The sequence below is a fragment of the Algoriphagus sp. Y33 genome, from assembly GCF_014838715.1.
Taxonomy (GTDB): domain Bacteria; phylum Bacteroidota; class Bacteroidia; order Cytophagales; family Cyclobacteriaceae; genus Algoriphagus.
This window is the reverse complement of the sequence record NZ_CP061947.1, coordinates 1,835,876-1,862,343: the sequence shown is the minus strand read 5'-3', so window position 1 is coordinate 1,862,343 and position 26,468 is coordinate 1,835,876. Positions and strand designations below refer to the sequence as shown.

The following is a 26,468-nucleotide window of genomic DNA, read 5'->3' as shown; positions in this document are numbered from 1 at the left end:
CGATTACCCTGATTTTCAATTCAATTTTTCTGAGATAATCATTTATTGATCAAAATAAAGAAGAGCCTAGGCAAGATGATCCTTGTCTGCCGGTTCCTTCGACAAATCATTTCCAAAAATTTTCCGTCTGTGATTTGCACCCCAAACATGCAGTGCTCCAATCACATCCTTGAGTGTTTCTCCATATTCGGTCATGGTATATTCCACTGTTACCGGAAATGTATCATAGACAGTCCGGTTGACCAATTGATTTAGCTCAAGATCCCGAAGCTCCTTCGAAAGCATGCGATCAGTAATCCCATGTACTTGTCTGGATATTTCCGAAAACCGCCTATATCCATGGAGCAAAGCAACAATAATAGGTAGCTTCCATTTCCCATTCAATACGTCCAAAGCATCCTGTACAGGCCGAATAATGCCTGTACACTGCGGGTGGTTTGATTTATTTAGCTTCTCCATTAGTCTTCTGATAGTAATCTAGTCAAAACTATACCAAAGTATAGTGCTATACAACGTTATAGTACTTACAAATGTATAGTTAATTCCTTTAGGTTTGTGAAAAAAATTACACTTACGAAATCGAGCATGTCAAAAACGACAGACCCTGGGATGATTATCCCATATGCGAGATTCCATGTCCGACGACAGGCGGGCATGTGGCTTTTAAAAAACAAATTATAATCACATGAAAAACAAAATTATTTACTGGGTAGCTACAGGATTGGTGTCACTTATGATGCTTTTCAGCGCATATGCATATTTCTCCGATCCAAGTGTATCTGAGGGATTTGCCTCGATGGGATTCAAAGATTTCTTCAGAATTGAGCTTGGAATTGCCAAACTGATTGGAGCCTTGGTATTGCTGATTCCCGCAGTTCCCAAACTGATCAAAGAATGGGCCTATGCAGGTTTTGGGATCACGTTTATCTCTGCTTTTATAGCTCATTCTGCCAACGGGCATCCCGTCAACACCCTTGCAATGCCTCTAATAGCACTCGGCTTATTGGTTATTTCCAGGATTTTTCTCGAAAAGATCGACTAAGGATAAACTCCCGCCCTACCCGCTATTCAAGCGTTGACTTGGCACCATTCTAATTTAAAGAGGCTGTCTCATAATTGGCAATTATTTTATTCTAAAAAAGTAACATCCTATTAAGCAATCCCTTTTGGGTAAAGGAGAAAGGATAAAGGTGAAAGGTTAGCTTCTTTCACCCTTGTCACTTTCACCTTATCTGGCTTGAGTCACAATACAATAGTTGTTGAAGCAATCCCGAAAGTGACATATGAGACAGCCCCTTCTTACCCATATCCCATCCTTTCCGCAATATTACGGGACAGTCAGAGATATAAAGCTAAAATAGGACTTTTTACCTACCCGGTATAGGCAACATAACGTTTCCGACTTCCCCCTAAAACAAAAGAGTATTTACGATAAGCAAGCAAGGGATGATGCCAATTGTCATCACTGCGGAGAATCATATACCTTTAGGAAAATCTAAGAACTTTTGCTTGATGGAATCCGGTTATAATGGGAACAATTTCTGAAATATGCCTCTGATATACGTCAAAAACATGGTCTGTCCCCGCTGCATTGCTTCTGTGAAGGAAGTTCTAAACCGGCTGCAACTGCCCTACTCTACGGTGGAATTGGGAAAAATAGTGCTGGATTCCCACCCTGAGTTTCCTCAAAAGAAGCAACTGGCGGAATCGCTCGAAGCACGTGGCTTTGAATTGCTGGAAGAAGGCAAGTCAACCTTAATCTCTCAGATCAAAAGTATTTTGATCGGGCAGATACAGCATTCTGATCAGCCCATGTCGGAAAATTATTCGAGTTTTATCTCCGAAAATCTCATGCATGAATACACGTATTTGAGTAAGCTTTTTTCGCAAGTGGAAGGAATAACTATAGAAAAATACATCACCCGATTGAAAATCGAGCGGGTAAAAGAGTTGATTTTCTATAAGGAGAAAAGCCTCTCAGAAATAGCTGATCTGCTCAATTACAGCAGCGTCGCATACCTTTCTTCCCAATTCAAAAAAGAAACGGGTATGTCGCCAAGTGCATTTAGGAAACAAGGCAGCCACAAACAAACAAGCTTGGATAAAATTTAGGCGTTTAAACTATTCTCCAAATGAATAGATAAACCAGAGATACTTCACCTATTTTTTTGGAAAACGAAAGAGAGATACGCTATTATTCCAGTCAATATATTTTCAAAAACTAATTTTTCTAACCTTTAAATCCCTTCTTTCCCAAGTTTTTAGCCTACCATTTGTCACTATAATGTTTTTTGCGTTTTATAAAATTTGTTAATTGTGGTTTCAATTCAATTAACCCACTATAAAATTGCCCTTTTCTAATACGTATTTATTAGATGAGCCTTCTGCCCCACAATTGTGGAATGAGCTTCGCTCAGGTGATAAAACCGCCCTAGAGGCTATCTATAAACTATTTATCAAGGATCTTTACAATTTCGGCATGAATCTCCACGCAGAGGATACCATTGTCAAGGATGCTATACAGGATATTTTTATAGATCTATGGCAGTATAGGGCCAAGCTCAGCAGTGATGTGATAGTAAAGCAATACTTGTATAAGTCTCTTTCCAACAGAATACAAAAAGAGCTTGGCAAAAATCTGAAACGCTCAAAACTAAACTGGCTAACAGATTTGGAGAAATCTCCCGTTATTTCAATAGAAGATGAAATCGTCAATCGACAGACAGAAATAGAGATTACTTCCAAAATGAAACGGGCCATGAACCTCCTACCCCTCCGTCAGAAAGAAGTAATCCAGCATTTATTTTTTGATAAGCTCAGTTACGAGGAAACCTCCAACCTATTGGACATCAACATACGCTCCACCTATACCCTGGCCTGGAAGGCAATCAATGCGCTGAAGAAGGCTATTATCGTACTTTTTTTCTTTGTAGCGTAACTTAAACCTGACAGGTTTAAAACACAGGAGGCCACATACTCCTTTCGAAATCCACAAATCTACACTCTTATCATTGTCGATTTCGCAACCGATTGCGAAATTTTTTAGAATAACTGTAATTCTTAAAAATTATTAAAATTTAGAAGGATAACTTTTACCGCTTCGCTCCTTAATGTAGTGAAAAGGCTCATTATGGATAACTCAAATTTTTCGGTAGAAGATTTCGTCTTGGACTCTGACTTCAGGAATTGGATACTATTCCCAAACAAACAAAGAAATCTTAGATGGGAACGCTACCTCCAACAATATCCTGAGCGCATCAACGCTATTCAGTTAGCGCGCGAAATTGTACTTCACCTCCCCAAGACGGATTATAGCCTCGATGAGAAAGAAATATCAACTCTTTGGAAGCAAATAGAATTCAAACTGGGAAATCAAGCAGAAATAGTAAAAGAAGCAATACCGATTCCTATTGGCTCTCAAGCAACTATCGGAAAGCATATTGGGAGTTCGTCCAAAACCAGGTTCAATTTCCCCTTACTGAAGATTGCGGCGATGTTTTTTCTAACCGTATTGCTGGGCTTCTTGTATTACTCACTTCCTGATCGGGAAGAATCAACAGAGACCAATTGGCTTACATACAGCACAAAACCGGGTGTAAAATCCTCTCTTACGCTAAGCGATGGATCAAAGGTGACACTCAATGCAGGAAGCAGCATCCGGTACGCACAGGACTTTGCAGGAGATACACGGGAGGTATTTCTGGAGGGCGAAGCTTATTTTGAAGTTGCCCATGACCCCAGCAAGCCTTTTATAGTCATTACCGAAGATATTCTTACTACAGCTTTGGGAACCAGCTTTAATATTCGTGTAAATCCATCTGAGAAAATAGTCATTTCATTGATCTCGGGTAAAGTGGAAGTAAAATCCACCGAAGTACAGGACTTTACAGATCAGCTACTCCCCGGAGAGCAGATGATCACTTTGGCCCATAGCAGATCATGGGAGAAAGAGTCCTTTGCCGAAGAAGAAATACTGGCGTGGCTCAACAAGACAATTATTTTCGACAAAACCCCTCTTCCTGAAGCGATTAAAGTTCTAGAAAACTGGTTCGGCGTAAGCATCTCCCTCAATAATTTCAGAGATCAAAACTTGACGCTTTCAGGCAAATTCAAGGACGAAACACTACATAACATATTGGAAGGATTGAGCTATACCGCGCGATTCAAGTACGACATAAACGGCAAAGACATTCAAATCAATTTTCAACAATAACCCCCTCTTAGTTCTATGCAGAAAAAACAGCTTAAAAATTATGTAAAAATGACTGAAGATGCGTCAACATCTCCAGTCTGAGGTTTCGGAATGCTTCGTCAAAAGTATTCGGAATTTAAAAAGTAAACCAATACAGAATAGTTTAAACCAAATTTAAAGTTATGAAAAATGACAAACGGTTACACATTTTAACCATGTCTAAGAGATTTTTCCAAATAATCTTAGTACAGTGCCTTACCATGACTGTTCTTTTTGCCGCCAATGGCAAAATCCAAGACAAAAGAATGGATAAGGTTTATTTGAGCATGCAATTACAAAATGTAACAATTGAGGAGGCTTTCTCCCAGTTGGAAGCAGCCACAGGGTTCAATTTTGTTTATACCAACAAGGAGATCAAGGGCGTTTCGAAAGTACAACTGGACATCAATACAAACGTTTTTGATGCTTTGGTAGAAATGTCCAAACAAACCAGGCTGGAGTTTAAGCAGATTAATCAAAATATCATAGTACGCAAGAGAGCGGTATATGTACCGGAAACTGCTGTTACCATCGAGGAAGCGGCGGCAATTACCGTAACGGGGGTAGTGGTAGATGAAAGCAATACTCCACTTCCGGGTGTATCGGTTATCGAAAAGGGAACATCCAACGGGATAATCACAGATTTGGATGGTAAATTTACGCTTACCGTCGAATCTGAGGAATCCGTATTGGTTTTGAGTTTCATAGGCATGTCCACACTTGAAATCCCTGTGGGCGATCAGAAAACGTTCAATCTGACTATGAACTCGGATGAGACAGATCTTGACGAGGTTGTTGTAGTCGGATACGGAACAGTAAAAAAGTCGGACTTGACAGGTTCAGTGGGAGTAGTAGGTGGCGAAGAACTTCTGAAGCAGCCTATCAATAATGCTCTTCAAGGACTAAAAGGTAAAGTAGCGGGTGTGAATGTATTCCTTAACTCAGGATCTCCTTCATCCAGTCCAAGAGTTCTTATCAGAGGTCTTGGAACAATCAATTCATCGTCTCAGCCACTTTATGTAGTAGATGGTGTGGTCATGGAAAACATAGAATTCCTAAACCCAAATGACATCGAAAGCATGGAAGTGTTGAAAGATGCTTCCTCTACGGCTATTTATGGAGCGAGAGGTGCCAATGGCGTAGTCATGGTCAGCACCAGAAGAGGTGCTAAAGCTGTCGGTTCAGTCGTCGGATATGATGGGTTTGTGAGTATCGGAGTTCTTCCTAAGAAATTAGACCTTTTGAATGCAGAAGAGTTTATGGAAGTGTTGGAGCGGGGGTATGCAAACCATAGCAAGTACAGACCAAATTCTCCGATTCCTGCATTTACTAAAAATGACCCGAATTTATTTGATGCGAACGGAAACCCTCTATACGATACAGATTGGCAAGAGGAAGCAACCCGTACTGCAATTTCCCATAACCATCAATTGTCTTTCCAGTCCAAATCAGAAAAATCATCTTTTGGGGCATTTCTGAATTATGCCGATATGGAAGGGATTATGCTTAACAACTACCTTAAGCGTATCAATGGTAAATTTGCCTATGATGCCCAGCCGAAAAAATGGCTTTCTGTAGGAATCAACTTGCTGGCAAACAACACTACAGAAAACGTCTTTGAGGAAAGTGGCGGACATCAAATGCCTAGAAGATCTATGATAGAAATGCCGGCTATCTTCCCGGTACAGTTCCCTGATGGCACCTACAGTAATTCGGGTATGGTTTCAGACGCATATGGATTGGAAGCAATTCCTAACCCCGTTCATGTATTGAAGACCCAAGACCGTCTGAGAAAAAGAACCAAGTTATTTGGTAACTTCTATTCTACTTTCCATATCCTTCCGGGACTGGATCTGCGTACCCAGATAGGATTTGACAAGAATGATTTCAACGAGCAAATCTACAGCCCAACTGATCTGATCAATATCTCTTCTCCAAACGGTTATGCTTACCTAGGGAACAGCAATACATTATACTGGCAGCAGGAAAATTACCTGACCTATACCAAGGATTTTGGAGACCACTCTATTAATGCAATGGCCGGTTTGAGTTGGCAGAAGAGAACCCAGGAATTCTTCAATGTTTCTGCGACAGGATTCTCTGATGATACATTTACTTTCAATAGAATTCAGGCAGCTAGCCAGCCGGGAACGCCTAATTCAGGTTATGATGAATGGAGCATGAATTCTTATTTCGTAAGAGGTAATTATAGCTATAAAAGCAAGTATCTCGTGACCTTCACCGGTCGTGTGGACGGTTCATCCAGATTTGGGGACAACAATAAATATGGCGTTTTCCCTTCTGTGGGCGTGGGATATGTACTTTCCAATGAGCCATTTATGCAAGGAATGGCTAATACGATCAATGAATTGAAATTAAGATCCAGTTTTGGTATTACCGGTAACACGGAAATCCCTACTTATCAATCGCTAGGTACTCTTTCATCAGAAACAACTCTTTTGAATGGGACAAGAGCTCCAATTAGTTATGTGAACAGACTTCCTAATCCTGATTTGGAATGGGAGAAAACAAGACAATTTGACATTGGATTCGACTTGTCTTTATTGGATAGAGCATTGGTATTTAGCTTTGATTACTACTACAAGTTGACAACGGATCTTCTTTTGGATAGACCTGTTCCTTCCTCTTCAGGATTCTCTGCCGTAAGAGATAATATTGGATCTGTTTCCAATAGGGGTGTTGAAGTGTTGGTAAAAGCATTTCCTATCACAACCAATGACTTTAGCTGGGAGTCTAATTTGAATTTCTCTTTCAATAAAAACCAAATCGAGAAACTTGGTGAGAATAACGAAGACATCTTCCCCGGCCCTAACTGGGTGTCCGGTAGCCAAACCATCTTAAGAGTTGGAGAGCCTTTGAGCTCCTTCTGGGGATTTGAAAGATTGGGTACTTGGGGTACTGACGAGATAGCAGAAGCTGCTGAAGTCGGAGCGGTACCGGGTGAAGCGAAAAGAAGTGCAGAAAGAAAGATCATAGGAAACGGCCTCCCAAAATGGACAGGAAGTTTTATAAACAACTTCTACTATAAGAATTTTGATTTGACTTTGGACATACAATTTGTCGCAGGCGTGGATATCCTTCAGCAATCCTTTCATTCCACTCAGGATAGAACCGGTTTTGCCAGTGGGCTGAAAGATGTACTGTATGATGCATGGACAGAGGACAATCAAAACACGATGGTTCAGCAAATCAGAAACGGTCCTTATTCAGGCCAAAACAGTGAGGTGGATAGCCATTGGGTAGCTGATGGATCTTATATCAGAGGAAACCTGATTTCTCTTGGCTATACCTTCAACGAAATAATGGCAAGAAATTCCGGACTTAGCAAACTGAGAGTCTACGCTAATGTCCAGAATGCGTTCTTAATAAATTCTAAGGACTTTAAAGGATATGATCCTGAAGCTTCTTCTTGGGAAGGAAATCAGTGGGGACAGAATATTTTCTTCTTCCAATATCCTAGACCAAGAACGTTCACTGTCGGTGTTAGTCTTCAATTTTAATCCTTTAAATCAAATGAAATCGAGCACGGTTCTGAGTGTCACACAGTGGCATGATTATCTATCAAGCGAGATTCCATCCCGATTTTCGGGACAGGTAATGGCCATTGAAAAACAAATTATAAACACATGAAAAAGACATATATTTTATATTTAGGGATATTGCTATCGACTGCTTCATGCGAAAGCTTCTTAGAGGAAAAGCCAAGAGACGAGGTAGCATCTAATCAATATTTCAGTAGACCTGAGCATGCTAGAGATGCTGTAAACGCACTGTATAGAAGAGGTGCTATGCAAATGTACACAACGGGTACCTATTCGGGAGCGCGAATGATGTTCGGTCCATATCTTTCCGGTTTTGTGGACAATGATTACAAAGGCCAGGAATTCCATGTGCAAAGAGGTCAAACGATGACTTATGATGGACTTAACCTTTCTGATTATTTTAACTCCATGTGGTCGGATATTTATGCCGGCATTTCGAGATCAAACAATGCCATCAAATATATTCCTACGACACCGGGACTATCCGAAACGGACGCAGAAAGATACATGGCTGAAGCGAAGTTTTTCCGTGCCATGAATTATTATTATCTGGTAAGGATGTTTGGCGATGTGCCTTTGATCACAGAGCCATACGAGAGCCTTGAAAATCTATTTCTCGAAAGAACTCCGGCGGCACAGATCTATGAGTTGATCACAGCAGATCTTAATGCAGCTATAGATGGCACAGGTTTGGCAAATGTTGCTATGTCGGATAACTCAGGTAGAATTTCCAAAACCGTAGCACAAACTATTCTTGCAGAAGTTTACCTGACTATGAGTGGAGCTGCTGTTGGGGCAGATAATTATGCCAACTCTGCTGAAGTTGCCAGGGCAATTATTAATTCCGGCGTTCATTCCTTGGCACAGCATACCATGACTGCTGAAGGTGAACTTGCACCGGAAGGTTCTGCCTACAATAAATTGAAGTCTAGCGTAAGTATTCCGCAAGAGTATATTTACTATTATGAGTTTGATGAAACCATCTCTAATAATGGATATCCGGCGATATGCTATCCGGTGACTATGGCTCCGCAACTAGCATTTGCTATTACTAACAATGCTTACGGCCCAACCCCACCTTTACTAAATTCTTACGACCGGGAAAATGATCTAAGAGTTCAGGAAAAGCAGTATTTCCACTCTTCCATTACTAAAAACGGAGAAGTGATAGAATTTGCCACTTCACCTTACATGTGGGTAGATGAAGAAGCTGCTAATACTTCTGCCCTTTCCAGCAAAGACAAAGTAATTTACTCCTACGCAGATGTATTATTGATAGCTGCGGAAGCAATTGCCCAATCTGAAGGCGTTACTTCTGAAGCTGTTGATTACCTGGCTCAAGTAAGAGAAAGAGCATTGTGGAAAACAGAGTCTACTGAAATCAGAAGTCAATTAGCCGGCTTATCAGTTCAAGAGTTTGTGGAAGAAGTGTGGAAGGAAAGGGTTAGAGAACTTGTTTTCGAATTCCCAATTTGGTTTGATGTGATGAGAACCAGAAAAATGCCTGCACCTACTGACAATGGTAGCGGTGAAATCAATTTCGTCGATGCTGTAGGTTCAGTTAATTACTTCAATGGTCCTATCAGGGAAGCAAATATGTTGTTTCCTTTACCAGAACAAGAGTTACAGAGAAATCCATCTTTAACTCAAAATCCGGGATACGCCAATTAAGAATCTCTCCTAGGTGATTGTTAAAAGCAATTACCTAGGAGATTTTGATTTTTTCAACTATAAAATATTAGTTGCCTGATGCCTACCCCCTTTCTACTTCAGTTTCTTTGGGCCACATTTCATTAAAAAATTCCAAAAAAAGAATGATCCATCGTGTATCTTTCGGATTAATAAAATTGGGTATCAACTCCTTTTCCAACTTATTTATACACTTCATCCAATTAGGGTGAAGCAATAGTGCCTCATTATCAAGTAAACAAAACTATCTATTAATCTATGTTTTTGAACCCCAGATTATTTGGGTTGGGAATAGCCATGGCTGTTGCCACCCCATTGATGACTGCACAGGGCCAAACCGTATCCAAACTCACGCTGGACTCCTTTAGCAATAACAAAGGTAGCTGGACAGAAGTAGGAAATGTTTGGGCTGACCCTACAGTTCCTAACCAACTTCAATCCGCAGACGGATCGGGAGTAATGGCAAATCTTCCTTCCAAGAAGAAACCGGGCACTGATATCATCTCTACCGATAAATTCGGAGATGTGGATCTTTCCCTCGAATTTATGGTGGCTCCGGGCTCAAACTCCGGCGTGTACCTTCAGGGAAATTATGAAATTCAAATTCTGGACAGTTGGACTTCCACCACCACCAAACCCGGTGATAATGGCGGAATCTATCAGCGCTGGGATGAGAGCAAACCGGAAGGACAAAAAGGCTATCAAGGATACGCTCCGCGTCAAAACGTCTCAAAAGCGCCTGGCATTTGGCAGAAGTTGGAAGTCTCCTTCCAAGCTGCAAAATTTGATGCTTCAGGCAACAAAACCGAAAATGCACGATTCCTTTCTGTGAAGCTTAACGATGTCACAATTCATGAAAATCTAGAAGTCTTCGGCCCTACCCGTGGCTCTATGACCGGTGAAGATGTAGCAGAAGGCCCACTTAGAATCCAAGGTGATCACGGAGCGGTAGCTTTCAGAAACATTGAGATCACTCCTTTCAATGCAAAAACTCCTACCGTATCCAATGTGAGTTATGAAACGTACCAAGGTTCTTTCAACAGGCTGGAAGAGCTGGAAGGCAAAACATCCGTAGCAAAAGGAAAGGTAGCTTCTTTCGAAGAAGTTCCAGCGTCTGTCTCCGATGTCAATTTGACAAAGTATACCGCAAACCTGAATGTGGCAGAAGCGGGTGAATACCTAATCACACTACAGGTTCCTGGTGGGCTTTCAGGATTTGCTCTAGGCGACGAGCCCGTATCTAACCTATCCGAGAGAGGAGTTCGGGTTAAAAAACAATTGAAAGCGGGTGACAATCCCATTCAGATCATTGCTTCCAAAAACAGAAATTGGTCTGTGGATGGATTCAATTTTTCTATCTCCGGACCGGGTCTTAGAAACACAGATCTATTGGTTTCTGAAGCAGGAGCTTATCAGGATACAGATCCTATCTATGTAGATGCTGATGCTACACCTGTGCTTCGTAGCTTCCGGGATATCCCAAATTTCAAAAGGCTGAGCCATGTAGTTTCAGTTGCCGGCAAAGAACGGGTAAATTATGCCTACGATATGGAAACAGGGACATTAATCCAAGTGTGGCGAGGTGAATTTCTTAACGCTACTCCTATGTGGAATAGCCGTGGAAATGGTGTTTCAGTACCTCGTGGTGCAGTAATTAATTTGACCGTCCCTGCAATTAATGCAGTAGGAAACGACTACAGTGTTTCAGAAGAGTTTAGAACCAAAGGATATCAGCTCATGGATGGTTCTCAAGACATTGTATTCTCCTATTTACTTTCGGGCAAGTCTGTAAAAGATGAAATCAAAGTATTGGAATCCGGCAAAGGAATCAACAGATCTGTATCGGGTATTGGCAACGGTTTTTACAAAGTAGCTGCCGGTACTGAGATCCAAAAAGTGAATAAAGGCTATTATTTACTGCCGGAAACGGGGGTTTATCTACAATACGATGAAGCAGCTTATGGTGCTCCTGTATCACATACAACTAATGGCAATGCCGGAATTTTCTTGCCTACAAAGGGAAACATCGTTTACAATCTTCTCTTTTAATCCAAAGTCAGCGCAAAGATGAAAAAATTGATAAAGAATAAATTCACAAAAATTGCCTTTGGACTAGCAGCTATAATTCAGCTGATACCCGGGCAGGTAGATGCACAAGAATCCCCAAAAGAAGAGGACTTCTTCAAAATCATGCGGGTGACTGCTCCGGAAGGAACACTTTTGGAAGTAGGTGGTCTGACCGTTTTGCCCAATGGAGACTTAGCGGTAGCAACCCGTAGAGGCGATGTATTTATCGTAGAAAACCCAACCAGCCCAAGACCTTTCTTTAGAAAGTTTGCTTCGGGACTTCATGAGATTTTGGGGTTGGTGTATGAAGATGGGGCATTTTATCTTGCTCAACGGGGCGAATTGACCAAACTGGTCGATACGGATCAAGACGGGAAAGCTGACTTGTACGAAACAGTTTATGCTTGGCCGCTTTCGGCTCATTACCATGAATATAGCTTCGGCCCAAAGATAGGTCCTGATGGTTCTTTCTTCGTATCAGCAAACGTAGCTTTTGGTGATCAGGAATGGTGGAGAGGTGAAAGCCGGGTGCCAATGAGAGGCTGGATCATGAAGATCAATAGGGATGGTAGCATGGAACCTTATGCCACAGGGATGCGATCCCCTGCCGGATTGGGTATGCTGGGCGATCAATTAGTGTATACCGAAAACCAGGGAGATTACATGGGTTCAGGTGGACTTTGGTTTATCGAAAAAGGGGATTTCACCGGCCACCCTGCCGGCTTGGCATGGACAGGCCTTCCAAATTCTCCTTTAAAATTAACCGCTGAAGAATTTGACAAAGTGGTTGATCCACAAAAAATCCCTAATGGTTCCGGCGGATTTATGAAGCCCGAGAATGTAATCGATGCTCCATACATCACCAATGCCCAGGCAAAGGAAAAACTTCCTGATTTGAAATTGCCTGCCGTTTGGTTGCCCCACGGGATCCAGGGTATTTCAAATGCCGAACCTGTTCTAATTCCGGAAGGTCATTTCGGCCCTTTTGCAGGCCAAGTATTGGTCGGTGACCAAGGACAAAGTAAAATCATGCGTGTGATCCTTGAAGAAGTAAACGGTCAAATGCAGGGAGCTTCCATCGATTTCAGATCTGGATTTCAGTCTGGAATCTTAAGAATGGCTTGGGCACCTGATAAGTCGTTGTTTATCGGGGAAACCAACCGTGGTTGGGGTTCTGCCGGTGAAGCAAATGAAGGCCTGCAGAGACTGGTTTGGAACCACAACATTCCATTCGAGATGAGAACTGTCAAAGCTCAGCCTGATGGGTTCTTAATTGAATTCACAAAGCCTGTGGACAAAGCTTCAGCTGAGGATTTGACTTCTTATGCCGTAGAAAGCTTCACTTATAAATACTATCCTGTATATGGCAGTCCTCCCGTAGACAACAAAACCTTGAAAGTTTTAGGTGTGGAAGTGGCAGAAGACGGTATGTCGGCTAGAATAGCAGTGGAAGGATTAAGACCTCACTTCGTTCACAAGATCAGCCTTGAAGGCATACGAGCAGTAGACGGTAGTTTCTCTTTGGTTCATCCTGATGCTTATTATACCTTAAACAGTATTCCTTCAGGCAGTAAAATGGTGATCAAAACTCCTGCTCCTGAGCCGGTGAAAGAAGTGGTAACAAAACCGGCTACAGCTAAGCCTGTTGCTGTGAAAGCCGTAGCTTCAGCAGTTCCTACTGATGCGGAAATCAAGTCCATCTTGGCTAAAAATACCTGTTCGGCTTGTCATCAAAAGGACAAAAAAGTGATAGGCCCCGCTTATGTGGATGTGGCAAAAAGAAGGTATTCTGACGAAAAAATCGTGGAATTGATCTATAACCCCCAACCTCAAAACTGGCCTGACTATCCTACCGAAATGCCTCCAATGGCTCAAGTATCCAAAGAAGACGCGATGAAAATCGCGAAGTGGATTAATTCCTTGAGATAGATTGGTCGACCGACCATAGTAAACGGTCCACAGCAATTTGGTATTCAGATTGTATTTCCAAATCCAGCTTCTAGAGAAGCAGGACAACTTCAAAGGCTTAGCGAATCGATTCGCTAAGCCCTTTTTTGAATAAGCCAACAGACACGGCTGTTCAGGAAAAAATTAGCTTGAGTGTCCCATCGCACAAAACAGGTGAAAATCACTTATTAAAATACCATTCAAAGAACAGGTATGTTTGTGCCCTCGGGTAAAGTTCATCCTGACCCTCCCTGTCTTCGAGAGTCCTTGCATTTGGCATAGCATTGTTCATAAGCCGATCCTTATAGTTCGAGTAGAGTTTTGCTTTGGAAAGAAATTTTCCTGATTTACTGTAATTCTCAATTCTTCCCCGTCTGCTCAATTCAGTGGAAACTTGTTCGCAATTCGAAAAGAGCCGTCCAGTCCTAATAAAATGTAGCAAGAACCACATTTCAAAACATGGGTTATTTTCAAGAACTTTGACACCCGCATTCTGGACTTCCATTTTTCGACGGTAATACTCCCCCTCTTGTCTGTCTTGAATAATTGTATCCATGTCAATTAGAGCATACACATAGGTATAATCTTTGCTCAATTCTAAAGCACGGTCTAGCACCCCTCTATAGCTCCCGATTTTGCCTGGAAAATCAGGGAAAATATGCAAGTTTTTTGGCCTGTCTGTGTCACGGACATCCGCAAAATATATTGCCTCAGTCTGTCCGTCCCCAACGATAGCAACTGTATCCCTCAGTGGTATTCTTTGATGGCGATGTCTCATGGATTTAGCCTTCTGTTAAAAATGGTGAGCCGAGATTTGGCTTAGCACCAAGCTTCCCTACTTTATAGGCATTAATAATGCTTGCGTTCTTTCGAAGAACAGAGCTGTCAAAATCAGATGCGGAATACAGATTCATTGCTCCTTCATTATTTTTTTCGCTGAACCATAAAGCATCTTTCCTTATAAAATCTTGATTATCAAGCAACGAAACATTGTGGGTGGTTATCAAGAGCTGGGAATTAGTGGAGTTTAGTAAAAAGACCTGCAGAAAATGTTTCATAAGATCCGGATGCAATGATGTTTCAAGTTCATCAATGCACAGCATGTGTGGATTGTGGATAATTTCATACAAGGCTCCCCCTAGCCCAAAATACCGTTTTGTTCCGTTGCTTTCAGACTGAATGGATAATGTATAATCCTGGTTGTTAAGTTTGTGAATGAAATCAATCTTCCTTTGTATTGAACCACCACCATAATATTTCAACTCACCTTTGCCTGTTCCCTTATCAGATCTAACGACAGTTTCCATCGGGAAACTTCCTTGAGAAATGACTTTCGGATAGAGATCCAATAAAGGGTCTTCATAGGGTACGCTAATATCGTAATCACTGATGTTTACCTTCGAGATCTGATTGTCTGCTTTATGCAAAAAAGTACTGATCCATTTTCCGATTAACGGATTATGGTCGAAATAAGAAGTTGTCAAATGTGTCAGGTCCTGAGATGCACTGATCATTCCGAGAAGGTATTGATTGAACCACAGATTCAATTTTTCGAGTTCTGCGATGTCAACATTCGTTCGCGCATATGCTCCGATTACCGTATTGTTGTGGAGTGTGTTTGCTTCCAGCAGATCTCTTTCACGCGCTGGCACCCTTATTCGACTGCCAAAATCAATTTTTGCAAGCCGCTTTTCAGGATCTGTGATTCTCGTAAATAATTCGGTCGGTTTTGCCGTCTGGTAATAGACAATCCTTTCATGTAGAACTCCCTGTTTGTTGAACTTCAGATTATAGATGTATCGCACGTCTTGTACATAAAATGAGAGCTCAAAATCTGAAGGAATAGTATAGGGAGAATCCCGGAAAAAAAAGGGGTCAAAATCCAGTTCAAAGGCTTTATCAGATTTCGGTTTCAGCAGTAGTTTTCTCAGAAAATCAAATGCCTTCAAAACGGTTGTTTTTCCAGAAGCATTGGCGCCATAAATATAGCCAAGTTTAAGAAGCCTGCGACCGTCTGGCATTTCAACTTCATAAGCTTCAGACTCCCCTACCTCCCCTACTTCAAAATCCAATACTACTTCATCTTTGATCGGGCCGAAATTGGTTATTTTAAGATAATGAATCATTATTTTTCTATATTTTGCAATTATAACGCATAATATAGAAAAATAATTGCAATTATATCATTTTAATTACTCTTTCCCTCCTTTTGGAGCCAATTTCCAGATTTCGTTCTTTGCTGCCAGACAATTGGTTTTTAGTATGATCCGGAAACAGACGTAAGATATCCGGTTGGCACAGGCCATGGACACCAAAGTGGCAAACTGTTCAGCTTCTTTAATCCACTTGTGGATCACACTTAATATCAGATTGGTTATCAAGACCATCCATCTCTGCGTTTTGATCCCCTCTCGGTTTCCGGAATTTATAATTCCGTTTGCTAAACTCTGGTACAAGCCTTCAGGCACATACGCTACTTTATTTCCAAAACTCAAATCGTTCTGTAGGAAAGTCTCATCTGTAGCTAACAAATTATTGAGATGCCTTTTTCGTTCCGTAGGAACGGCTGGTAAAATATAAAACCACCATTCGTTCCGATGGAACAAAACTCAAAGTCCAGCTTCTGGAGAAGCAGGACAACAACATTCTTGCGTCCTCTGCGCCCACTATGGTTAAAACACAAAATCTCACAACTTTTACACAAAATTCCATAACATTTCCCTCCTTCCGTATTCCTAAGTTTGTAATGTCAACTAAAGACAAGAACTCATGGAAGAATCCACTCCAACATTACACAAGGAAACATTCCCAGTCACCGGCATGACCTGTGCAGCCTGTGCATCCAGTGTAGAAACAATTCTGGCACATACAGATGGGGTGAAGTCTGCCCAGGTAAACTTCGCTTCAAGCACCGTGCTGGTAGAATATTCGGATGAAATAAATCCTGAAGGTCTGAACGAAGCGCTTTCAGCAATAGGATATGGACTGATCACAGAAACAGAAAATGCAGATGAAACTGTCTCTGCAAACCAGGCTGAACATTGCCAAAAGTTAAAGAAACATACAATTGGTGCGGCGATTCTAACCCTTCCAATTTTCATCATCGGGATGTTTTATATGCATTGGCATGCAGGGATCTGGATTTCCCTTGTCTTGACTATTCCCGTGATGACAGTTTTTGGAAAACGTTTTTTTATCAGTGCCTGGAAACAGGCCACTAATAAAAGTGTCAACATGGACACACTGGTTGCGCTCAGCACAGGGATAGCTTTTGCATTTAGTCTGTTCAACACCCTGTTTCCGGAATTCTGGATCAGCCGTGGTTTTGAGCCGCATGTCTACTATGAAGCTGCCACTGTGATCATCACCTTTATCCTTTTCGGAAAATTGCTGGAGGAAAAAGCAAAGTCGAGAACTTCCACTGCGCTTAAAAACTTAATGGGACTTCAGCCAAAAACCCTGAAAACCATTGTAAATGGTAAAGAACAGGAAATCCCCATTTCCGCTGTTCAAAGAGGGGATGAAATAGTCGTGCGCCCGGGAGAGAAAATCCCTGTGGATGGAAAAGTGATTTCCGGAAATTCATTTGTCGATGAAAGCATGATCACCGGCGAACCCATTGCCTTGGAGAAGGCTGAGGGCGATAAAGTTTTTGCAGGAACCATCAATCAAAAGGGTAGCTTCCATTTCACAGCCGAGAAAGTCGGAAGTGACACTCTCCTATCCCAGATCATTAAGCGGGTGCAGGAAGCACAGGGTAGCAAGGCTCCTGTCCAGAAATTGGTGGACAAAATCGCCTCGATCTTTGTCCCTGTAGTCATTGGGATTTCGATTCTGACCTTTATCATTTGGATGCTTATCGGAGGAGAGGACGCGCTTTCGCATGCTGTTTTGAACGCTGTTGCCGTGCTGGTGATTGCCTGTCCCTGTGCATTGGGATTGGCCACGCCTACTGCCATCATGGTAGGAATCGGTAAGGGTGCCGAGAACAACATCCTTATAAAAGACGCTGAAAGTCTGGAAATAGCCCACAAGGTCAGTGCAATTATTCTGGATAAAACCGGAACCATTACCGCCGGAAAACCTACCGTTTCAGATATTTCTTGGGAAAGCGAAGAGCTGAAAGACCGGTATGCCCCTATCCTACTTGCTATAGAGTCAAAATCTGAGCATCCTCTGGCAGATGCAGTAGGCAAAAAGTTACGAGAAGATGGTTTCACGGCAGAGTCTGTTTCAGATTTTCAAAGTTTGACAGGACAAGGAGTAGAAGCCAAAAATTCCTCCCATCAAAAGTTCTATGTGGGGAACACCAAATTGATCCAACTGAATGACATTTCAATTAATTCCGAATTAAATGAACTGGCAAAAACTTGGAGTAATGAAGCCAGAACTGTAGTCTTCTTTGCCAATGAGCAATCAGTGCTTTCTGTAATTGCCATTTCCGATGAGATCAAACCCAGCTCCAAATCAGCCATTCAAAAACTAAAAGCAAAAGGCATTGATGTGTATATGCTCACCGGAGACAATCAACAGACTGCAGCTTCTGTTGCCAAGCAAGTGGGTTTGACTGACTTCAAAGCTGATGTGATGCCTTCAGATAAATCTGAGTTCGTCAAAGCACTTCAAGCAAAAGGCAAAATTGTAGCCATGGTCGGTGATGGTATCAATGATTCAGAAGCATTGGCACAGGCAGACATCAGTATTGCGATGGGACACGGTTCGGATATTGCGATGGATGTGGCAAAAATGACCATCATTTCCTCCGATCTTGAAGTCATTCCCAAAGCATTGAATCTGTCAGGGCAGACCGTCCGAGGTATTAAGGAGAATCTCTTCTGGGCATTTATTTACAATGTGATCGGCATCCCTATTGCCGCCGGGGTTTTATATCCTATCAATGGATTCTTGCTCGATCCTATGATTGCGGGTGCCGCAATGGCCTTCAGTTCTGTGTCGGTAGTATTGAATAGCCTTAGGTTAAAGAGTAAACGTATTTAGTAGCTAGTATCAAGTAGCAAGATACATGAGTCAAAGAAGCAAGAGTATAGAATCAAGAGCCAAGATGGGAATGTCAAGGTACGTCATTGCGATAAGCGAGGTACGAGCGAAGAAGCAATCTCTTACTTTACTGGAATCATTAACATTAAGAGTTAAAAACAAGAAACAAAATCCACGAGTCAATAGACGAGAGTCTAGTAATAAGACCTGCGGAACTCTCCCTTAGATTGATAACTTGGTATGGAAATATAAATCCATGAAAAGGGGGCAAGGAGGATTTTATAGAGAGTAGCCTGTAATAACCTGTAATAAGTAGTTAGTATCAAGCAGCGAGAAATAAGATCCACCTCCCGATTTAGTCCTTAACCTTTTTCTAAACCCTTAATCTTTTGATCCTTTTAAATTCAATACAAATGAAAACTCAAAAATTCAAAACAAACATCAACTGCGGCAATTGCCTTGCAAAGGTCACTCCTATTTTAAATGCCGAACCCAAGATCAATTCATGGTCTGTGGACTTGCAGAGTGAGGACAGAATCCTATCTGTGGAGTCTGAGGATATCACTTCCGACGAAGTGTTCAAAACTGTCTTAAAAGCGGGATTTATCGCAAAACCGGAGTAAATTAATTGTGAGAATTAAAACCTTCGAGGTTTTGAAAACCTCGAAGGTTAAACAACGCATGCATTCTGCTATCTGCTGCTCGGGATTTGCAATCCCGAGCTTTTATCCAATTCTAACCTCTAAATCCCCATGTACTTCCTCCATCAGATCCATCTTCCCACAAGCAGAAGCCCTCAGTTTCCATTTTCTATTAAATCATTGACTGAAATGGGATCTATGACGTTCGAGAATCCAGTGACGGTTTTCGTTGGAGAAAATGGATCGGGAAAGTCAACGCTTCTAAAAACGCTGGCTATCAAGTTGAATTTACCTGCCATTGGCAGCACTGATTTGGAGCAAGACGACACACTTGATGGAGTCAAATCCTATGGAGAAAGTATAGTTACCCGATGGAATAATAAAGCATATCGTGGCTTTTTCTTCAGAGCTGAAGATTACTTTGGCTTTGTGAAACGCCTTAGGAACCTAGACGATGAACTGAAAGGAGACATCGTTGATTTCGAAAAAAGATTGAGCGGATCTGGATTAAAATTAGCAGTCGGAGCTGTGCAAGGGCAAAAAGAAGCCCTTCTACGTAAATATGGAAATCTTACAGAAGTTTCCCACGGAGAGGGTTTTCTAAAAGTCCTGGAAGGCAGATTGCAAGCAGAAGGAATTTACCTGATTGACGAACCTGAGGCTGCCCTTTCACCCCAGCGGCAACTGGCACTATTCTCCCTAATTAAAAACCTGGCTGAAAATCATGGTTGCCAGTTTATCATTGCTACCCACTCTCCTATTTTAATGACTCTCCCCAATGCGACCATATTCCAGTTTGGAGATAAAATTCAGAAAGTTAATTATCAGGAAACAGAGCATTTTACGATTTTGAAAAACTTCCTCAATAATCCTGATGCTTTCTTACGGCATTTGTAGCTATATGAAATCGAGCATGTCGAAGACGACACACAGAGGTATGATTATTCACCTGGCGAGATTCTCCCGAAGAAAAATCGGGACAGGCTATCTGACCTCTTAAAACAAAATATAAATAGATGAAATCGAGCATGTCGAGAGCGACACACACTGGGATGATTATCCAATATGCGAGATTCCATATGACCATTGAAAAACAATTATAATCATATGAAATATGCGATAACATTCTAATAGTCCGTGAAACCTTCGGGGTTTTAGAAACCCCAAAGGTTAATTACCTTCAGGTTCCAAAATGATAAAACAGTCTCAAAAAGCGCAAATGAAAAACTTATTACTTTCCCTTCTGATACTTATTTCCAGCCAGATGCTAGCCCAACAAACTACTTTGCTTCCAATTGTAAGATCAGAAATAAAAGGAATAAATATCTATGGTAAAACAGTCGATAACCAGACCCGATGTCAGCACTGGCATTCGGATCTGGATATCATTGCCATCAAATTCAAGTGCTGCGGGAAGTACTATCCCTGCTTTTCATGTCATGAAGAAGAAGCTGACCACAAGCCGGAAGTTTGGCCTAAAGCAGAGTTTAACACCCAAGCGATTCTCTGCGGAATATGCGGTACAGAACTGACAATCTCGGAATATCAGGAAAGCGGAAACACCTGTCCAAAATGCACCGCCGCTTTCAACCCCGGTTGTAGCAAGCATTATCATTTGTACTTTGAGACAGATTCAGGTAATTGAACTCACTATATATTTGATAGCTAATTAATTATCAATAAATTACAAACGATCCTGTCTTATCAGATTCATTAACTAGTTGAAAAAATCAAACCCACTGAACATTAATCCGTAATTTTAACCTGTTGAAAAAGCAAATTTCCATAGCCCTGGCACTTCTGCTGATGTTCTCAAACATCGGAATGGCCAAGAGCACCCATCTATGTATGGGTTCAGAAATGATGGCGGAATTTGGAATTGCAATTAAGCACTTGGATTGTGGGATGGGCAACCCACACAAAGAGGAATCTTCCGACTCAAAACAAAGCTTGGATCCAATTGACTGCTGTCAGAATCAATACGAGCTGATTCAAAACGATAAGGATCAAAATCTCAAAGTCGTAAATACCGATGCTGCCCAACTAGTTTTTATAGCGGCATTTACGCAATCGTTTATCTTCAAAATTGCCGTAACTTCCGATGACAGGCAACCACAACCCTACCTAATCCCCCCCACGATTGAAAAGGACTTTAGTGTTCTGTTTCAATCCTTCTTGATTTAATTCTTCCTGGTAATAGGTCATATGACCTCTTTTTAGCTAATGGAATAAATCCATAGCTCATTCTATTTTATTTCCTTATACCAGGATGAAATCATGCTTAACTCGATTATCAAGTATTTTCTAGAAAATAAACTTGTTACTTTTCTTCTGCTGATCGTTTTGATTGCCGGAGGAATTGCAACAGCTCCTTTTGGATGGAAAGTCGGCGCCCTGCCTTCTGATCCAGTTCCCGTGGATGCTATTCCCGATATTGGTGAGAACCAACAGATAGTCTTCACGAAATGGCCAGGCCGATCCCCACAAGATATTGAAGATCAAATTTCATATCCCCTAACTACCTATTTGCTTGGGCTCCCCGGAGTGAAATCAATTCGTAGCTCCTCTATTTTCGGCTTTTCCAGTATCTATATTATTTTCGATGAAGACACTGAATTTTACTGGTCTAGGTCTAGAATCCTTGAAAAACTCAATTCATTACCCTCAGGATTGCTTCCGGAAGCAGTACAACCCGCACTGGGACCTGATGCCACTGCATTAGGCCAAGTATACTGGTACACATTGGAAGGAAGAGATGCCGAAGGAAATCCAACGGGGGGCTGGGATTTGCATGAGATTCGATCTGTTCAGGATTTTTTTGTGAAATATGGGCTCAATGCCGTAGAAGGAGTTTCCGAGGTGGCTTCCATAGGTGGTTTTGTGCAGGAATATCAAGTTGATGTGAATCCGGATGCCTTAAAAGCCTACAACATCCCTTTGGACAAAGTGATGCTGGCCGTCAAACAGAGTAATCGTGATGTGGGTGCCAAGACCGTGGAGATCAACCAAGCTGAATACCTCGTAAGGGGCTTGGGCTATATCAAAAACGTGGAAGATCTGGAGCTGGCTGTGGTAGATGTCAAAGATAATGTTCCCATCAGAATCAAAGATATTGCAGTAGTAAGTCTTGGCCCTGCAAATCGAAGAGGGCTGTTGGATAAAGACGGCGCAGAGGTAGTTGGAGGTGTTGTCGTGGCGCGATACGGCTCCAATCCGCTTCAGGTGATTAATAATCTGAAAGAAAAGATCAAAGAAATTGCTCCGGGTCTACCACGTAAAACACTGGATGATGGAAGAGTAAGCCAACTCACAATAGTTCCGTTTTACGACCGGTCTACACTGATCCAAGAAACATTGGGAACCCTGGAAGAAGCTCTTTCATTAGAAATCCTTATTTCTATTCTGGTAGTGATAGTGATGGTTTACAATCTCAGAGCTTCTATCCTGATATCGAGTTTATTGCCTATTTCAATAGTGATGGTGTTTATAGCCATGCGGTATGTTGGAGTAGATGCAAACATCGTTGCGCTGTCAGGTATAGCAATTGCGATTGGAACCATGGTGGATTTAGGAATTATTCTTACCGAAAACATCCTAAAACATATAGATGAAGCACCTCCGGAGCAGAAATTAATTACTACAATCTATAAAGGTTCATCAGAAGTAGCCACCGCCATTCTTACGGCAGTCTCTACCACTATTGTAAGTTTTGTGCCTGTGTTCACTATGGAAGCTGCTGAAGGAAAACTTTTTGGTCCTTTAGCTTACACGAAGACTTTTGCATTGATCGCAGCGCTGATAGTCTCTCTATTGATTTTACCTATGCTTGCGCATGTGCTCTTTGGCTTTAAACTAAAAAATAACAGAAGTAAACTAGTCGGTAATTCACTAGTGGCAATTTTAGGTATTCTTGCCTTGATTTATGGGTATTCCCGGTCAGGGATTATGCTTCTGGCGTTTGCAGGTATTGCACTTTTCAAATACATAGTAGAAACTAAGCCTATTGAGCTACCAACACGAATACGGCCTGTCTATAATCGTCTAGAAATCATCTTAGTAATAGCCGGAGTGATATGGCTGCTGGCAAGCTACTGGTTACCGTTAGGCCCGGGCAAATCCTTACTGGCAAATGTGGTTTTTGTGGGAATTTTGGTAAGTATAATACTTGGGGCATTCAGTGCTCTCGAAATCTTCTACAAACGCATACTGATCTGGTGCCTGGATCACAAAGCCGCTTTCCTTACTATTCCAGCAATTCTGATCTTACTTGGGGGAACCATATGGATGGGCTTTACTAAGACTTTTGCCTTTATCCCCGCAGTCACTCATATGGTCGGATGGAATATCGAATCAGGCGAGTCCTGGTCAAAACTGGATCATACTTTTCCCGGCATGCAGAAGGAATTTATGCCCTCCTTGGATGAAGGGAGCTTTCTGCTAATGCCAACAGCCATGCCCCATTCCGGTATTGCTTTTAACAGAAAAGTAATAGGTCAGTTGGACATGCTGCTAACAAGTATTCCGGAAGTGGAGCTTACAGTAGGAAAATTAGGACGGGCAGAATCGGCTCTGGATCCAGCTCCCATTTCCATGTACGAAAACATAATCAACTATAAACCGGAGTATCAACTAAATAAAAAAGGCCATCGACAGCGCTTCAAAACGGACAAAGAAGGTCGTTTTATTTTTACTAGCGGGGATACACTTAGCAATCAGGAAGCTATAGAAAAAGCTACACCTACAACTGGACTAATCGCGGATGAAGACGGACTCTACTTTAGAAACTGGAGGGAAAACATTCATTCTCCGGATGATATATGGAACGAAATCATAGCCGTAACCAAAATCCCGGGCATCACTTCCGCGCCTAAACTGCAGCCGATTGAAACCCGTCTGGTCATGCTCCAAACCGGTATGCGTGCGCCAATGGGGATTAAAGTCTATGGTCCAGACCTTCAGACTATCGAAGACTTTGGTATACAGGTGGAAAATATTCTCAAAGAAGTGCCCTCGGTCAAGCAGGAAGCAGTTTTTGCAGACCGGATTGTAGGCAAACCCTATTTGCAACTAAATATTGACCGTGAGTTAATCGCCCGGTATGGTTTGAGCATAGAATCGGTCCAGCAGGTAATAGAAACAGCCATTGGCGGAATGAATATCACCAACACGGTAGAAGGCAGACAACGGTTTCCCGTACGTGTACGCTATCCCAGAGAACTCCGGGACGATCCCGAATCGCTGGGCAAAATTCTGGTTCCCACTCCTACCGGAGCACAGGTTCCTCTTAGTCAGCTCGTGAAATTTGAATACCTGCGTGGTCCTCAGGCAATAAAAAGTGAGGACACCTTCTTGGTAGGATATGTTCTCTTTGACAAAAAAGATGGTTTCTCAGAAGTAACTGTAGTGGAAGACGCCAGAGAACTCATTCAAAGTAGGATTGATTCCGGAGAGTTGGAAGTGCCACAAGGTGTGAGTTATAAATTCTCAGGAAGCTACGAAAATCAGGTACGTGCAGAGAAAAGACTCAGCATTATTGTTCCGGTGGTTCTTCTGATCATATTCTTGATTTTATATTTTCAGTTCCGCTCAGTGACTACTTCATTGATGGTTTTCACCGGAATCGCCATGGCATTTAGCGGAGGCTTTATAGTGCTTTGGTTGTATGGTCAATCATGGTTTGGAGACTTCAGCTTCTTTGATACGAATTTCCGCAACCTCTTTCAAATCCAAACCATCAACCTAAGTGTTGCAGTTTGGGTGGGTTTTATCGCTTTGTTTGGTATTGCCACAGATGATGGTGTGTTGATGGCTACCTATTTGGACCAGAGTTTTGCCAAAAACAAGACTGACAATTTCAGAGGTATCCGAATGGCGATAGTAGAAGCCGGTCAGCGAAGAATCAAGCCGGCTATTATGACTTCAGCCACCACAATTATTGCTTTACTGCCAATTTTGACTTCTACAGGTAGAGGTTCTGACATCATGATTCCTATGGCCATTCCTGCTTTCGGAGGAATGATCGTAGCGGCTATCACTTACTTTATTGTTCCCGTACTGTACTCCGTCAGGGAAGAACGAAAACTTAAAAAAAGCTGAAAATGAAAATCATCACACTTTCCCTTCTTTTGCTTCTGGGAGTTAGTTATTCAGCAGCTTCGCAAAGCTTAGCCGACTATTTCCAACTAGGCGCAGAAAACAATCCGGGACTAAAAGCCAAATACAAGGCTTTTGAAGCAGCATTGGAAAAAATCCCCCAAGTAGGCTCACTGCAAGACCCAAGCTTATCTTTTGGATATTTTATTTCTCCTGTGGAAACCCGTGTAGGGCCACAAAAAGCCCGTTTTTCACTGACCCAAATGTTTCCTTGGTTTGGTACTTTACAAGCACAAGAAGACGTAGCTTCCTTACAGGCCGAAGTAAAATATCAGGAATTCCTTGATGCAAAAAACCAACTTTACAACCAGCTGGCTGCTGTATATTATCCTCTGCTGGAGACCCATGAGTTAATTGCTATTGAGGAGGAAAACCTCCGCATCCTGGAAACCTACTTTTCCCTTGCCACTTCGAAATTTGAAAATGGAAAGGGATCTCTCACTGATGCCCTTCGCGCGGACATAATGATTCAGGCAGCCAAGACGAATCTTGAGGTGCTGCAGCTTAAAATAGACGGAAGTAATTCATGGCTCAACTCCCTGCTTTCACGACCTCATGATTCCCCTGTTGAGATCTCGGAAAAGTTAGAAATCATAGCTGAAGAGCGGGTAATTTCACCGGATTCTATTCAGTCCAACCCTCTTTTGGAGAGCATGGATCTAAAAATTCAATCCAGTGAAGCCAGCAAGCGGGTAGCTCAAAAGCAAGGCATGCCCAAACTAGGCGCTGGTGTGGATTATGTGCTGGTAGGAGAAAGAACCGATATGGTCATACCTGATAACGGCAAAAATGTATTGATGCCCATGGTCACGATGAGCCTGCCCATTTTCCGTGGAAAATACAAAGGAGCTCAAAAAGAGGCTGAGCTGATGCAGGAGTCCTATAAACTGGAAAAGGAGGAGTTAAACAATAAGCTCTATGGCTCCTATCACCGCTATTCTTCCGATATGAAAATCCAGGATGATCTGATCTCACTATATGAGCGACAAATCGTGACTACTCAGCAAAACCTAGACCTTCTTTACAATTCCTATAGCAACTCAGGGAAGGATTTTGAAGAGGTTTTGAGTGTGCAGCAGCAATTGCTAGAATTCAAAAAAATGAAACTCAAAGCTTTGGTAGCTTATAAAACATCCTTGGCGCAAATCAATTACATAACCGCCAAAACTTACTGACAAT

The 26,468-nt window shown here is 42.0% G+C and carries 19 protein-coding genes; 15 read left to right on the top strand and 4 right to left on the bottom strand.

Features of this window, described 5'->3' with window-relative positions; genetic code table 11:
- Positions 1-66 precede the first annotated feature (66 nt).
- On the bottom strand, positions 67-459 hold the full coding sequence (locus ID165_RS07445; RefSeq protein WP_192349730.1) for a helix-turn-helix domain-containing protein: 393 nt from the start codon (positions 457-459) through the stop codon (positions 67-69).
- A 226-nt stretch (positions 460-685) separates the two neighbouring features.
- Here ID165_RS07445 and ID165_RS07440 point away from each other — a divergent pair, with 226 nt between their 5' ends.
- The 8 genes from ID165_RS07440 to ID165_RS07405 all read left to right on the top strand — a co-directional run bounded on the left by ID165_RS07440 (position 686) and on the right by ID165_RS07405 (position 13,479).
- The gene (locus ID165_RS07440; protein WP_192349729.1) at positions 686-1,042 is read left to right on the top strand and encodes a DoxX family protein; all 357 of its coding nucleotides are present in this window, start codon (positions 686-688) and stop codon (positions 1,040-1,042) included.
- Positions 1,043-1,548: 506 nt separating this feature from the next.
- On the top strand, positions 1,549-2,112 hold the full coding sequence (locus tag ID165_RS07435; protein WP_192349728.1) for an AraC family transcriptional regulator: 564 nt from the start codon (positions 1,549-1,551) through the stop codon (positions 2,110-2,112).
- A 235-nt stretch (positions 2,113-2,347) separates the two neighbouring features.
- Positions 2,348-2,938 carry an RNA polymerase sigma factor gene (locus ID165_RS07430; RefSeq protein ID WP_192349727.1) on the top strand — a complete coding sequence of 197 codons (591 nt, stop codon included), beginning with the start codon at positions 2,348-2,350 and terminating at the stop codon, positions 2,936-2,938.
- 192 nt (positions 2,939-3,130) lie between these two features.
- Positions 3,131-4,213, top strand: a complete 1,083-nt coding sequence (locus ID165_RS07425) for a FecR family protein (RefSeq protein ID WP_192349726.1) — start codon at positions 3,131-3,133, stop codon at positions 4,211-4,213.
- A 194-nt stretch (positions 4,214-4,407) separates the two neighbouring features.
- Positions 4,408-7,752 carry a TonB-dependent receptor gene (locus ID165_RS07420; RefSeq protein WP_225587025.1) on the top strand — a complete coding sequence of 1,115 codons (3,345 nt, stop codon included), beginning with the start codon at positions 4,408-4,410 and terminating at the stop codon, positions 7,750-7,752.
- A gap of 126 nt (positions 7,753-7,878) precedes the next feature.
- Positions 7,879-9,465, top strand: coding sequence for a RagB/SusD family nutrient uptake outer membrane protein (locus ID165_RS07415; protein ID WP_192349725.1), 1,587 nt, complete (start codon positions 7,879-7,881; stop codon positions 9,463-9,465).
- A gap of 282 nt (positions 9,466-9,747) precedes the next feature.
- Positions 9,748-11,532 (top strand): DUF1080 domain-containing protein, encoded by a 1,785-nt coding sequence (locus tag ID165_RS07410; protein WP_192349724.1) that lies wholly within the window; start codon positions 9,748-9,750, stop codon positions 11,530-11,532.
- An 18-nt stretch (positions 11,533-11,550) separates the two neighbouring features.
- A complete protein-coding gene (locus tag ID165_RS07405; RefSeq protein ID WP_192349723.1) occupies positions 11,551-13,479 on the top strand; it encodes a hypothetical protein in 1,929 nt (642 codons plus the stop codon).
- Positions 13,480-13,678: 199 nt separating this feature from the next.
- Here ID165_RS07405 and ID165_RS07400 read toward each other — a convergent pair whose 3' ends face one another.
- From ID165_RS07400 to ID165_RS07390, 3 genes are all read right to left on the bottom strand, one after another.
- Positions 13,679-14,275, bottom strand: coding sequence for an RloB family protein (locus ID165_RS07400; RefSeq protein WP_192349722.1), 597 nt, complete (start codon positions 14,273-14,275; stop codon positions 13,679-13,681).
- A 4-nt stretch (positions 14,276-14,279) separates the two neighbouring features.
- Entirely contained in the window at positions 14,280-15,623 is a 1,344-nt protein-coding gene (locus ID165_RS07395) for an ATP/GTP-binding protein (protein ID WP_192349721.1), read from the bottom strand.
- Between the two features lie 66 nt (positions 15,624-15,689).
- Entirely contained in the window at positions 15,690-16,028 is a 339-nt protein-coding gene (locus ID165_RS07390; RefSeq protein WP_192349720.1) for a hypothetical protein, read from the bottom strand.
- A gap of 238 nt (positions 16,029-16,266) precedes the next feature.
- Between ID165_RS07390 and ID165_RS07385 the strand changes: the two genes are divergently transcribed.
- The 7 genes from ID165_RS07385 to ID165_RS07355 all read left to right on the top strand — a co-directional run bounded on the left by ID165_RS07385 (position 16,267) and on the right by ID165_RS07355 (position 26,464).
- Entirely contained in the window at positions 16,267-18,495 is a 2,229-nt protein-coding gene (locus tag ID165_RS07385) for a cation-translocating P-type ATPase (protein ID WP_192349719.1), read from the top strand.
- A 413-nt stretch (positions 18,496-18,908) separates the two neighbouring features.
- Positions 18,909-19,118, top strand: coding sequence for a heavy-metal-associated domain-containing protein (locus ID165_RS07380; RefSeq protein WP_192349718.1), 210 nt, complete (start codon positions 18,909-18,911; stop codon positions 19,116-19,118).
- Between the two features lie 129 nt (positions 19,119-19,247).
- Entirely contained in the window at positions 19,248-20,033 is a 786-nt protein-coding gene (locus tag ID165_RS07375) for an AAA family ATPase (RefSeq protein ID WP_192349717.1), read from the top strand.
- A 322-nt stretch (positions 20,034-20,355) separates the two neighbouring features.
- Complete coding sequence (locus ID165_RS07370; protein ID WP_225587024.1) at positions 20,356-20,781, top strand: CHY zinc finger protein; 426 nt, start codon at positions 20,356-20,358, stop codon at positions 20,779-20,781.
- A 122-nt stretch (positions 20,782-20,903) separates the two neighbouring features.
- The gene (locus ID165_RS07365; RefSeq protein WP_192349716.1) at positions 20,904-21,320 is read left to right on the top strand and encodes a hypothetical protein; all 417 of its coding nucleotides are present in this window, start codon (positions 20,904-20,906) and stop codon (positions 21,318-21,320) included.
- A 93-nt stretch (positions 21,321-21,413) separates the two neighbouring features.
- Positions 21,414-25,232 carry an efflux RND transporter permease subunit gene (locus ID165_RS07360; protein ID WP_192349715.1) on the top strand — a complete coding sequence of 1,273 codons (3,819 nt, stop codon included), beginning with the start codon at positions 21,414-21,416 and terminating at the stop codon, positions 25,230-25,232.
- Positions 25,233-25,234: 2 nt separating this feature from the next.
- A complete protein-coding gene (locus ID165_RS07355) occupies positions 25,235-26,464 on the top strand; it encodes a TolC family protein (protein ID WP_192349714.1) in 1,230 nt (409 codons plus the stop codon).
- Positions 26,465-26,468: the final 4 nt, after the last annotated feature.